General features: G+C 65.4%; 12 protein-coding genes. 8 read left to right on the top strand and 4 right to left on the bottom strand.

Annotated features, from left to right (window positions below; translation table 11 throughout):
• Positions 1-94: 94 nt before the first annotated feature.
• Complete coding sequence (locus D1F64_RS08720) at positions 95-1,621, top strand: inorganic phosphate transporter (RefSeq protein WP_117412126.1); 1,527 nt, start codon at positions 95-97, stop codon at positions 1,619-1,621.
• A gap of 13 nt (positions 1,622-1,634) precedes the next feature.
• Here the strand turns inward: D1F64_RS08720 and D1F64_RS08715 are convergent, their stop codons facing one another.
• Positions 1,635-2,444, bottom strand: coding sequence for a nitroreductase family protein (locus tag D1F64_RS08715; RefSeq protein ID WP_117412125.1), 810 nt, complete (start codon positions 2,442-2,444; stop codon positions 1,635-1,637).
• Positions 2,445-2,560: 116 nt separating this feature from the next.
• Here D1F64_RS08715 and arfB point away from each other — a divergent pair, with 116 nt between their 5' ends.
• The gene (arfB, locus tag D1F64_RS08710) at positions 2,561-2,983 is read left to right on the top strand and encodes an alternative ribosome rescue aminoacyl-tRNA hydrolase ArfB (RefSeq protein WP_117412124.1); all 423 of its coding nucleotides are present in this window, start codon (positions 2,561-2,563) and stop codon (positions 2,981-2,983) included.
• Between the two features lie 89 nt (positions 2,984-3,072).
• On the opposite strand, the gene D1F64_RS08705 is transcribed toward arfB, so the two are convergent.
• From D1F64_RS08705 to D1F64_RS08695, 3 genes are all read right to left on the bottom strand, one after another.
• A complete protein-coding gene (locus D1F64_RS08705; protein ID WP_117412123.1) occupies positions 3,073-4,104 on the bottom strand; it encodes a methionine synthase in 1,032 nt (343 codons plus the stop codon).
• 90 nt (positions 4,105-4,194) lie between these two features.
• Positions 4,195-4,887, bottom strand: a complete 693-nt coding sequence (locus D1F64_RS08700) for a class I SAM-dependent methyltransferase (protein ID WP_117412122.1) — start codon at positions 4,885-4,887, stop codon at positions 4,195-4,197.
• Positions 4,888-4,915: 28 nt separating this feature from the next.
• On the bottom strand, positions 4,916-6,178 hold the full coding sequence (locus D1F64_RS08695; RefSeq protein WP_117412121.1) for a DUF3419 family protein: 1,263 nt from the start codon (positions 6,176-6,178) through the stop codon (positions 4,916-4,918).
• 286 nt (positions 6,179-6,464) lie between these two features.
• Between D1F64_RS08695 and D1F64_RS08690 the strand changes: the two genes are divergently transcribed.
• From D1F64_RS08690 to glp, 6 genes are all read left to right on the top strand, one after another.
• Complete coding sequence (locus D1F64_RS08690) at positions 6,465-7,442, top strand: MBL fold metallo-hydrolase (protein ID WP_248304672.1); 978 nt, start codon at positions 6,465-6,467, stop codon at positions 7,440-7,442.
• A gap of 404 nt (positions 7,443-7,846) precedes the next feature.
• Positions 7,847-8,305, top strand: coding sequence for a BLUF domain-containing protein (locus D1F64_RS08685; RefSeq protein WP_117412119.1), 459 nt, complete (start codon positions 7,847-7,849; stop codon positions 8,303-8,305).
• A 301-nt stretch (positions 8,306-8,606) separates the two neighbouring features.
• A complete protein-coding gene (fdhD, locus tag D1F64_RS08680) occupies positions 8,607-9,506 on the top strand; it encodes a formate dehydrogenase accessory sulfurtransferase FdhD (RefSeq protein WP_117412118.1) in 900 nt (299 codons plus the stop codon).
• On the top strand, positions 9,503-10,150 hold the full coding sequence (gene mobA, locus D1F64_RS08675) for a molybdenum cofactor guanylyltransferase MobA (protein WP_117412117.1): 648 nt from the start codon (positions 9,503-9,505) through the stop codon (positions 10,148-10,150). The genes fdhD and mobA overlap by 4 nt, the downstream gene beginning before the upstream one ends.
• Positions 10,147-10,683 (top strand): molybdopterin-guanine dinucleotide biosynthesis protein B, encoded by a 537-nt coding sequence (mobB, locus tag D1F64_RS08670; protein WP_117412116.1) that lies wholly within the window; start codon positions 10,147-10,149, stop codon positions 10,681-10,683. Before mobA ends, mobB begins: the two co-directional genes overlap by 4 nt.
• Complete coding sequence (glp, locus tag D1F64_RS08665; RefSeq protein WP_117412115.1) at positions 10,670-11,965, top strand: gephyrin-like molybdotransferase Glp; 1,296 nt, start codon at positions 10,670-10,672, stop codon at positions 11,963-11,965. Before mobB ends, glp begins: the two co-directional genes overlap by 14 nt.
• Positions 11,966-12,129 lie beyond the last annotated feature (164 nt).

Below are 12,129 nucleotides of genomic sequence, written 5' to 3'. Positions count from 1 at the left end.
GGATTTCCAGGGCATGCGCCCAGGGGAGCCAAGGACCGCACAGGGAAAACCCGCCGCAGAGCGGACTGGACCGGCCAGAAGCAAGAGGCTCTTGATGACGCTGAAGACCGACGCCGACGTGCTGCCTCAGGCGCACTCCAAGAAGACGTCCCTGGACAAGGATCTCGACAAGATCGTCCATGTCGAATACGCGGCGCGCAGGATCTCCCAGCGCCTCGTCGCTCCCGGTCTGGCGCTGCTGTTCCTGTCGCTCACCGCCGCCTTCGCCGCCAGCCAGACCGGCGTGCAGACCAGCGCCGTGTTCATCGTCATCGCGGCCATGCTGGGCGGCTACATGGCGCTGAACATCGGCGCCAACGACGTGGCCAACAACGTCGGTCCCGCGGTCGGCTCGCGCGCCCTGACCATGACCGGCGCGCTGATCATCGCCGCCGTGTTCGAAAGCGCCGGTGCGCTGCTGGCCGGCGGCGACGTGGTCTCGACCATCTCCAAGGGCATCATCGATCCCTCGCTGGTGCCCGACAGCCAGACGTTCATCTGGGCGATGATGGCGGCGCTTCTGTCCTCCGCGCTGTGGGTCAATCTCGCCACCTGGATCGGCGCGCCCGTCTCCACCACCCATTCCGTGGTCGGCGGCGTCATGGGCGCCGGCATTGCGGCCGTGGGCTTCGGCGCCGTCAACTGGACGACGATGAGCATGATCGCCGCGAGCTGGGTGATCTCACCGGTCCTCGGTGGTGTCATCGCGGCGCTGTTCCTGGCGTTCATCAAGGCCAACATCATCTACCGCGACGACAAGATCGCCGCCGCGCGGCGGTGGGTGCCGCTGCTGCTGGCGACCATGGCCGGCGTCTTCTCCTGCTATCTGGCGATGAAGGGCCTGAAGAAGGTCTGGAAGGCCGACGCCACGGCCATCGCCGTCATTGGCGTCGCCACGTTCGCACTGTGCTGGGCGATCGCGAAACCCTGGGTGCACCGGCAGTCCGAGGGGATGGAGAACCGCAACCAGTCGCTGCGCAGGCTCTTCCACCTTCCCTTGATATGTTCCGCCGCCCTGCTCTCCTTCGCCCATGGCGCCAACGACGTGGCCAACGCCGTAGGCCCCCTGGCCGCCATCCTGCACGCGGTGCAATCCGGCGACATCGTCGCCAAAGTCGGGATTCCCGTCTGGGTGATGATGATCGGCGCCGCGGGCATCAGCCTCGGGCTGTTTCTCTACGGCCCACGCCTGATCCGCATGGTCGGCGAGCAGATCACCAAGATGAACCCGATGCGCGCCTATTGCGTGGCGCTATCGGCCGCCATCACCGTGATCGTCGCCTCGGCCTTCGGCCTGCCGGTGTCCTCGACGCATATCGCCGTGGGCGCGGTCTTCGGCGTCGGCTTCTTCCGCGAGTACTACACCGCCAAGAGCAAGCGCCGGGCCGACTACCTGCGCGCCAAGCGCAACGATTCCGATACCGCGCTCGACTCCGACTACCAGGCGCCGGAAGAAATCTCGCGGCGCAAACTGGTGCGGCGCGCGCATTTCACCACCATCATCGCCGCGTGGATCATCACCGTTCCGGCGGCGGCGCTACTGTCGGCCGGGCTTTTCCTCGGCCTGACACTGATGCAGTGAGCGGCGACCTCTCTCAATCCACCTTGCTGGCGTCGCGGAACATCACCTTGTGGCGCTTGGTCCTGATCCAGTCCTCGAGCTCGGCGTCGGACATAAAGTGTTCGGGATTGAACCGGTCCCAACTGACGATCTCGCCGAGCTGCTTCTTCCAGCGCTTGTAAGGCGGCTTGGCGGGCGGGCCGAAGGCGAGTATGTCGAGGACCGAGAGCTCCTCGGGAATGCCGAGCAACGGCTTCATTTCCTTCTGCGCGTTCTCCTGGCCGATCGCGGTGACCCACCAGACGTTGTAACCAAGCGCGGCGGCGGCCAGATGCGCCGACATGGTGGCGGCGGCCACCGATTGCAGCAGGATGCGCTCGGCGTTTTCCTTGTACATGCGGTTGAGATCGGACTCGTCGTCCTTGAGCACCGGGAACGCCTGCACCCAGCGGAAATCCGAGACCACGACGATGAAACCCGGCGCACCCGCCAGGCCGCGATAGTCGGGCGTGGGGAACTTCATCTTGAGTTTGGCCCGCGCCCGCTGCTCGTCGACGAAATAGGCAGCGATCTGGTCCTTCACCGCCTGCTCCCGGACAACGATGAACTGCCACGGCTGCGCATTGGCGCCCGAGGGCGCGTGGCGGGCCGCATCAAGGATCATTTCGAAATGCTCGTCCGGTACGGTGCAGGCGGGATCGAACGCGCGGCTTGTCACCCGGTTGCGGATGACCTGCATCAGCGCGTCGTAGCGCTCGCGCTCGCCGATGGGCGTCAGATCGACGCCGGCGTCTTGCTCGATCGGCTCGGCATCGGATTGCGGTTCGGACGGATGGACGGACATGGCGCGCGGGCTCCCTTTGAGGTATGCAATGGCCGCTTCTTGCGCGGGCCTTGTCTCAGCATCGCGCAGGGAAAGCGGCGGTACAAGAGCGCGGACACGCGGAGGGAGCGGACGCGATGATCGACATCACCAATCAGATCGCGATCGATCCCGACGAGATCGAGGAGACCTTCGTGCGCGCGGCGGGACCGGGCGGGCAGAACGTCAACAAGGTGTCGAGCGCGGTGCAGATGCGCTTCGACATAAGGCACTCGCCGTCGCTGCCCGACTACGTGAAGGCCAAGGCGGAAAAGCTGGCCGGCAGCCGGCTGACCAAGGACGGCGTCATCGTCATCCAGGCGATGCGCTACCGCACCCAGGAACAGAACCGGGCTGACGCGCTTGAGCGGCTTGTGGAGCTGTTACAGAAGGCGGCCGTGCGGCAGGCCTACCGGGTCAAGACCAAGCCGAGCAAGGCCGCCAAGAAACGCCGGCTGGAGTCCAAGACCAAGCGCGGCGTCGTCAAGAAGCTCCGCTCGGGCAAGGTCGGACTGGATTGATGAGAATCATTTCCTGACCGATGCTGGCTGCTCTGCACCCTCTCCCACGCCAGAGGTGAAGCATGACGTACGCGCATCAACCAGCCGCCTCACGCCAGCTCCTTGCGCAACAGCCTTGCGCCGGCGCCCAACGCCTTGAGCTTGCCGATGGCGACATCGCGGGCCAGCGGCGCCATGCCGCAGTTGGTGCAGGCGGTGATGCGCTCCGCGTCGGCGTGTTTCATCGCCTCGCGCAAGGTCGCCATCACCTCTTCCGGCGTCTCGATGCGCGCCGTGGCGACATCGATGGCGCCGACGAGGATCTCCTTGTCGGGCAGCAGCGAGATCAGAGAGACCGGCACCTTCGAACCGGTGCACTCGAGTGACACCTGGTCGATCTTCGAGGCATTCAGTGCCGGAAAAATCTCCTCATACTGACGCCACTCGCCGCCCAGCGTCTCCTTCCACTTGATGTTGGCCTCGATGCCGTAGCCGTAACAGATGTGCACCGCCGTCTTGCACTTAAGGCCGCGCGCCGCGCGCTCCAGCGCCGCCACGCCCCAGTCCTTCACGTCGTCCATGAAGACGTTGAAGGCAGGCTCGTCGAACTGGATGACGTCGACGCCCAGCGCTTCCAGCTCGCGCGCCTCCTCGTTGAGCACATCCGCGAAGGCCATCGCCATGTCGGCGCGCCTGCCGTAGTGGTCGTCGGCGATGGTGTCACAGATGGTCATTGGTCCCGGCAGCGTGAACTTCATCGCGTTCCGCGTGTAGTTCCGGGTGAACCGAGCCTCCTCGACATGTACCGGACGTGGCCGGCGGACCGGACCCGTGACCGTCGGCACGTCGACCACATAGCGGTCCGCGCGAATGCCCATCCTGGTCTTCTTGTCCCAGTCGATGCCCTCGATATGCTCGAGAAAGCCGTGCACGAAATGCACCCGGAACTGCTCGCCATCGCCGACGACATCGATGCCGGCCGCCTCCTGCTCCTTGAGCCAGACCATCGCGGCGTCGCGCTTGGCGCGCGCGAGGTCTTCGCCGCTTGAACGCCACGCGGGCCAAAGCGTTTCGGGCTCGGCGAGCCAGAACGGTTTCGGCAAGCTGCCGGCGATTGTCGTTGGAAACAGATCCGCGTTCATGCGCTTTCCCCCTGCATACCGGCCTGTCGATGACCTTTGGGGAAAGCGTAGCGCGCACGGCGGACTGCGCCAAGCCGCCGCGTATGGCGCCTAGAGAACCCGCACTTCACCGTACCAGGCATAACCGCGAAACATCGCGGCGGTCTGCAAGGTTGCGTCCTGTTGCGCGGTCAAGCCTTCCATCGCCTCGCGCATGGCGGCGCGCGGGGTGACATGGAAGCTCTTCAGCCAGGCATAGAGCAGTCCCTTGAAGGCGCGCGGCAGGCGTTCCTGGCGCCCGAAGTCCACAACATGAAGCCGCCCGCCCGGACCCAGCAGGGACATGCCCTGCGCCAGCGCCTGCCGCCAGGGCGGGATCATCGACAGGGCATAGGAAAAGAACACCCGGTCGAAATCGCCGCGCCCGAACAACGCGCATGCATCGAAACCCGCCGCATCGCCCTGCGCAAGCCGGATCCGCTCGCCCAGGCCCGCACGCGCGATGTTGGCCCGCGCGGTCTCCAGCATGGCTTGCGAAATATCCACGCCATAGAACTGAGCCCGCGGATAGGCTTCCGCCGCCGCGATGAGATTGCGTCCGGTGCCGCAGCCGATCTCCAGCACATGGCCGCGGGTGGGCGGCTGCAGCGCCGCGATGAGCTGGTCGCGGCCGAGAAGATAGTATTTGCGGGTCAGGTCATAGACATGCCGCTGGTAGCGGTAGACCCGGTCCATCAAGTCGGCGTTGGCCGCATCCGCCTTGGACGCCAGCTCGAGATCGGAGGATTGGGCGAGATCGGACATGGCGCGAATTTCCCCAAAAGCTCAGGTGTCAGCCCTTGAAGCTGTAGAGATGGAAGCCGCCGTAGATCGACGAGCGGTCCTGGCGGCCGAGCTCAAGGCTTTCCGCCTCGTGATAGTCCCAGCGGTCCAGGGTCTCGTCGGCGACGCGGCCGGGCAGCAGCGAAGGTTCGGCGGCGGTGCGGAACACCACCCGGGCGCCGGGGCGCGCGGTGCGGGTGATTTCCGACCACACGGCGTTGAGCTGCGCGTCCGTCATCCAGTCCTGGGCATCCAGCAGCACATAGGCGTCGAGGCTCGCCCCGTCTTCTTCCGCCAGGCGTTCGGTGAAGGAGCGGTTGACCACGCTGACGCGATCGGCGCGGTCGCGGATGGCGTCAAAGTGCTCGGCCCGCAAATAGGGCGGCAGGGGACCGGCCGGACCGGTGGAGACGGTTCGGGTCGAACCGCCCGGCGCATAACCGCGCGAAAACGCCTGCCAGGCGAAATAGTTCTCCGACATGGGAAAGTCGCAGGCGAGCTTCTCAAGCCGCGCGCGCAAGACGCCTGCCATGTCGCCGCCGCCCGCCAGCGCCTCGTATTGCGCCGGCGGAATGCCAAGGCCGTAGAGCGACATCTTCTTGGACGTCGCCCAGCGCACCAGCCGCTTGTCGAAGAGCGGCGCGAGCGCCGTGTCGAAGAAGCTGCGCTGTTCGTCCAGCGAGCGCGTCTTCACCATATGCGCCGGATCGATGCCGTAGAGCTTGGCGATGAAATGACCGACGCCGATGAAATAGCCCAGCAGGCCGTGGTGATAGAGATCGCGCGAGAACAGGGTGATGCGCTTGCGGCCCCAGCCCGCCAGGTCGCGGCCCTCCCAGTAGGAGCGGGTGTCCGCGTCGATCTCGTCGCGCAGGAAACGCTCGTAGGCGCCAACGTTGGCCTTCTCGTCCGCCTCGCCGAAGAAGCGGTAGAAGCTCTCGTAGCCGGGCAGCTTTTGCGCCGCCGCCAGTTTAAGCCGCGTCAGCGCCACATGGGCCCGGTTGAGATCGACCGCGATGATCTCCTGCGGGTCGGCGGTGAGGTAGGAGAGCACATTGCAGCCGCCGGAAGCGATGGTGATCATGCGGCTGTGCGGGGCGAGTTTCAGAGCGCGCATGTCGACATCCGGGTCTTCCCAGATCTGCGGATAGACGAGGCCCTTGAAGGCGAAGGTGAACAGCCTCTCCAGCATGCCCTCGGTCAGCGAGGCATTGGAGCGGTGGACCGCCGTCTTCAGACGTTGGGAGGAAGCCCGCAAGGTGCCGTTTGCCATGATCGCTCTCCGGAATCAGGCGTTGAGATGATCGTTGAGCGATAGGCACATTGCGCGACAGTTTGGTGACGCCCGCAATTCTCCGGCGAAGCACCGCAGAACCGATTGCCGGGGCTGTGCTCTCGCATTCCGCTGCGTGATTTGCAAAACTGCCCATCCGCACGGCAAGGCTGCATCATCGCAGCGGCCTGAGCGCGATCGCCGGACGGCTCCGCCGCGGGGACCCGCGACGGGGTGGCGATTGACGCGCCCGAAATGCGCGGAAGCATCACAGAGGGAGACCATCATGACCGTTATGACATGGACTTGTACGGCGGCGCTGGCAGCCGCGGGAACGTTGGTGATCGCCGCGACACCGGTCGCCGCGGCCAATGTGAAGATCACGCCGCTGGGTGCCGTCGACGGCGAATTCTGCCCGCTCGACCGCGCGCTGATCTTCGAGGACCCGGACGGCACGCGCATCCTCTATGACGCCGGGCGGACGGTTGCCGGCGCCGGCGACGCACGCCTTGGCGACATCGACGCGGTGCTGCTCAGCCACGTGCATGGCGACCACCTGGGCGACCGGACGATTGCCGCGGTCAACGCCAGCCCCTGCGGCAAGCCCGAATTCCCCAATGTTACGGCGCCCAATTCCAACAGCGTCGACATCGTCATGGCGAAGAACGCCAAGTTCCTCGTCGGCGGCGAGATGGCGAGCTTCTTCTCCACCAAGATCAAGGCGCTGGGCGGCGACCCATCGCTGGTGCAACTGGTGCGCTTTGGCGCCAGCCGGAACGTGGGCGGCGTCAGCGTAGCGAGCGTGCCGGCGGTGCATTCCAACGGCCTCAGCCCGGCATTTCTGGACAAGGACCATGCCGACGCCTTTGCCGCCAACGGCTTGACCGCCTACGTCGGACCTCCCGGCGGCTACGTGGTGAGCTTCACCAACGGGCTGGTGGTCTATCTGTCGGGCGACACCGGCATTACCGCCGAACAGGACCTGGTGGTGCGCGGGCACTACCGCGCCAACCTGACCGTCCTCAATATCGGCGGCACCTTCACAACGGGGCCGACGGAAGCCGCCTACGTCATCAACGACCTGGTCCGCCCCTCCTCGGTTATTCCCTCGCACGCCAACGAGGAAGCGACCCGAGACGGCACCGTGCTCACCGGCACGCGAACCGAAACCTTCATGAACGCCGTCAGCGTGCCCGTGCACGTGCCCTTGAGCGGAAAAACCATGGAATTTGACGGCTCCGGCACCTGCGTAGCCGGCTGCTGACACCGGAACCCGATGCACGCACAGCGAGCCCCGCTCACCGCGGGGCTGAGCTTGATGACAAAGCTCATACCCCTCGATCGTCATCCTCGGCCCTGTGCCGAGGATCCATGTTTTCAAGGGCTTATGGATGGTCGGGACAAGCCCGACCATGACGAAGGAGAGTTTTCCCGGCTTTGTCAGCGGTCTGAGCCCCGCTCACGGCGGGGATTTTTCTGTTCTGTGAGGAGAACCACAGCAGCACACTGAGGCAACCACTTACTATAATTCTCAGATTAGTTTACTCGGATTTTACTAAATTGCCCCCATAGTTATTGCTCATAAGCGGTGACCCCCGGTAGCAATACACCGAGTTCCCATCGCGGTTGCGCGCGTCATACTGACAAAAGCCAAAGCAGGAGGGCGTCATGGGCCTCTATCAAATCTGCTACCGCAGTCAAATCCACGACCACGTGCTGCACGGCGATATGGACGCTGAAATCGAGCGCACGACGACGCGGCTGCGCCGCCTGAACAGGCTGAACGGTATAACCGGCGCGCTGATCCTGACCGATACCCACATTTTCCAGCTTATCGAAGGCCGCGTCGAGACAATCGAGGACGCGCTGGAGTGCGCCGCGCAGGACCCGCGCCACCACAGCATCGAGATCCTCAGCCGCAAGGCCGTCGAATACCGCCTGTTCCACGACAGCTGGCTGTATTTCGCGGACCTGCGAATGGACACGGACCGCGATCTGCCGGCCGATATCGCCGCCGTCATGCCGAACCCGGCGACCGCCTCCGTCTCGGACGTCCTGGGCCTGATGGGCCACGTCTCCGGCGACCTGGCAGAAGGGCATCTGACCAACGAGCTGATGCTGATCTAGGCCGTCTCGGCGCCGCCGTTTTCGGGCACTGGCTCCGTTTGACCAAATCGCTCTCAATCGTCGCGTTACAGACAGCGCTTTCAAGGTCTGTCTGTAACCGGACGCCGGCGTCTCTCCGACCGCGCCAATTCCGCCGAATGGCCATTGCGCCGCCGTCCCTCCCCTTGCCAAATTGGCAAAACAGGTTTGCCATAGGGCATCGCGCCGGAATCGTCCTATGTATACGATAGGAACGAGACCGTTGGGCCAAGGCCTGCAAGCGGTCCGCGCGCGAGGGACACCATTGAGCACCACCAGCGACATGCAGACATTCCTCATCCGGCCTGACCCGGACGACGCGAGGCTGTCGACCGTTGTCACCGGCATCGATCACACCGGCGCCACCGTGGACACGCGCGTGGTCACCGAGCGGGCGCTGACGCTCTATCTCAACTCGCAGGAAGTCGTCACGATGATGACCATCGGCGACCATCCGGATCTGCTCGCCGTCGGCTATCTCAAGAACCAGAACATGCTCAAGCCGGACGACGTCATCACCGGCATCGACTATGACGACGATCTCGACGTGGTGGTGGTGCGCACCGAACGCGCCACCAACTACGAGGAAAAGCTGAAAAAGAAGGTGCGCACCTCGGGCTGCGCGCAAGGAACCATCTTCGGCGACGTGATGGACAGTTTCGAGGACATCAAGCTGTCGTCCGACGCGCGGCTGAAGACCTCCTGGCTGTATGGGCTCACCAAGGCCATCAACACCGCGCCCTCGCTGTATCTGACCGCGGGCGCCATCCACGGCTGCGTGCTGTGCGAGGAAGATCGGCCGCTGGTCTACATGGAGGACGTCGGCCGCCACAACGCGGTGGACAAGATCGCCGGCTACATGGCGATGAACGGCGTCTCTCCATCGAACAAGATCTTCTACACCACGGGCCGGCTGACCTCGGAAATGGTGATCAAGACGGTGATGATGGGCATTCCCATTCTGGTCTCGCGCTCGGGCTTCACCGCCTGGGGCGTGGAGCTCGCCAAGAAAGCCGGACTGACGCTGATCGGCCGGGCGCGCGGCAAACGCTTCGTGGCGCTGGCCGGCGCCGAGCGCATCGACTTCGACATGGATCCCGAGAGCGTCGGTGAAGAAGACAAGCGGCACGGCCGCAAGGGCGATGCACCGAATGCGCGCGCCGCCGAGGAGGCCGGGGCATGACCGGGGCCATTCTCCCCAAAACCATCGGATGCGTGCTGGCGGGCGGCCTGTCGCGGCGCATGGGCGGCGGCGACAAGGCGCTCAAGGCGCTTGGCGGCAAGCCGATGCTGGCCCACGTGATCGAGCGCCTGCGGCCGCAGGTCTCCGCCATGGTGCTCAACGCCAACGGCGATCCGGCGCGGTTCGAGGACTTCGGCCTTCCGGTCGCCCCCGATCCGATCGAAGGCTTCGCCGGTCCGCTGGCCGGCGTGCTCGCGGGCCTGCGCTGGGCGGAGACAAACGCGCCCCACGCCCGATGGGTGGCAAGCGCCGCCGCCGACACGCCGTTCTTCCCCTCCGATCTTGTGGAGCGTCTGGGCAAGGCCGCGGACCAGCCGCAACCGACCATCGCGCTGGCCGCCTCCGGCGGGCACCGGCACCCGGTCTTCGGACTGTGGCCCGTGGCGCTGGCCGACGACCTGGAGCATTTCCTGCGCACGGAATCCACCCGCAAGGTGCTCGCGTGGGTGTCCCGCCACGCCAATGTCGAGGTGGCGTTTGAGCCGACACACGTGAACGGCGCGACGCTGGATCCGTTCTTCAATGCCAACACGCCCGACGACATGGCGCAGGCGGCCGGGTATGTCGCGGAGCCGCAAGCATGATCGGCGGACCAAAGACACCGGTCTTTGGCGTGACCGGCTGGAAGAACTCCGGCAAGACCACGCTGGTCACCAAGATCGTGGAAGAGCTGACGCGCCGCGGTTACCGCGTCTCGACCATCAAGCACGCGCATCATGCCTTCGACATCGACAAGGAAGGCGCGGATTCCTATCGCCACCGGCAGGCGGGCGCATCGGAAGTCGCCATCGTCTCCGGCCACCGCTGGGCGCTGATGCACGAGCTGCGCGGCGAAGAGGAACCTGCTCTCGCCGACGTCATCGCGCGGTTGTCGCCCTGCGACATCGTCATCATCGAGGGCTACAAGCGCGAGGATCACCCCAAGATCGAGGCCCGCCGGCTCGACGCGCGCAACCGTGAGCCGTTGAGCGCCAAGGATCCGCATATCGTCGCCATCGCCGCGGACTTTCCGCTGGAAGGAGAGACGCTGCCGGGCTTCTCGCTCGACGACTCCGCGGCCATCGCCGACTTCATCATCCTTCACACCAGATTGCCGAGACGCGATGCCGCCGAATAAGCCCTCCCGTCGCCTGCTCGACGACTGCTTCCTGCATGACAAGGAGCGGCTGAAGCATGCGGAGGCGCTCGCCATCCTGCGCGCGCGAGTCCAGCCCGTAACCGACGCCGAAACGGTTCCGCTGGATCAGGCCGCCGGACGCATTCTTGCGCAAACCGTCACCGCGCCGCGCGACGTGCCGCTCAACGACAACGCCGCCGTCGACGGCTATGCGTTCGGGCACGCATCCTACGAGGCGACGGGCGGCTTCTTTCCCGTGGAGACACGCGTCGCGGCGGGCCATCCCGCCGAGGCGCCCCTGCTGCCCGGCCGCGCCGCACGCATCTTCACCGGCGGCGTGATGCCCGAAGGCGCCGACACGATCGCCATGCAGGAGGACTGCGAGAACCACGACCAGGACGGCGCCCCCTTCGTGATCATTCCGCCGGGGCTCAAGAAAGGCGCCAATCGCCGGCGAGCCGGCGAGGACCTGGCGTCGGGCACCGTGCTGCTGGACGCCGGCACGCGGCTCAGGCCGCAGGACATCGCCGCCATCGCCTCCGTCGGGCTGGCGGACGTCTTTGTCTCACGGCGCCTGCGCGTGGCGCTTCTGTCGACCGGCGACGAGATCGTGCGGCCCGGAGCGGAGCTGCATTCCGGCCAGGTCTATGATTCCAACCACTATCTGCTGCGCGCCCTGCTCGAGACGCTGGGCGTGGAGATCACCGATCTGGGCGTGCTTGCCGATGATTACGGCACCATCCGGACCGCCCTTGAGGCCGCCGCCGAAACCTATGACGTGATCATGACCACTGGCGGCGCCAGCCGCGGTGAGGAGGACCACCTGGTCACGGCGCTGGACGATCTCGGCTCGCGGCACATGTGGCAATTGGCCATAAAGCCGGGCCGGCCGATGAATTTCGGCCAGATCGGCGACTGCGTGCAACTCGGACTGCCGGGCAATCCGGTGGCCGTGATGGTGTGTTTCCTGCTCTATGCGCGGCCCGCGCTGCTGGCGCTTTCCGGCGCGCCGTGGAGCGAGCCGGTGCGCTACCAGGTGCCGGCGGACTTCGAGATCGCGAAGAAAAAGCCCGACCGGCGCGAATTCCTGCGCGGCATCCTGCGCACGGATGCCGACGGGACCCTTCGAGTGGAAAAATTCGCCCGCGACGGATCCGGCCTGATCACCGGCCTGCGCGAGGCCGACGGGCTGATCGAGATCGCCGAAGAGGTCACCAGCGTTGCAAAAGGCGCCCTCGTCCCGTTCATCCCGTTCAGCGAGTTCGGACTGCCACCGCGTTGAGGCGGCCGAACGCTGCCGCCTCGCCCCGCAAAGTGATGGCCGCGTATCGCGCAATTGCACAAAATTGACCCCTTGATCAAAAAACACACAGATCTCCGGCATATGCCGTTGGGGAAGACGGTTGCGTGCGCCGAAAATTTAGTGGGAGTATGCGGGTAGAGACG

Source organism: Breoghania sp. L-A4 (genome assembly GCF_003432385.1).
In the GTDB taxonomy this organism is placed as follows: domain Bacteria; phylum Pseudomonadota; class Alphaproteobacteria; order Rhizobiales; family Stappiaceae; genus Breoghania.
Note: the sequence above shows the minus strand (reverse complement) of the source record. Positions and strands in the feature narration are given on the sequence as shown.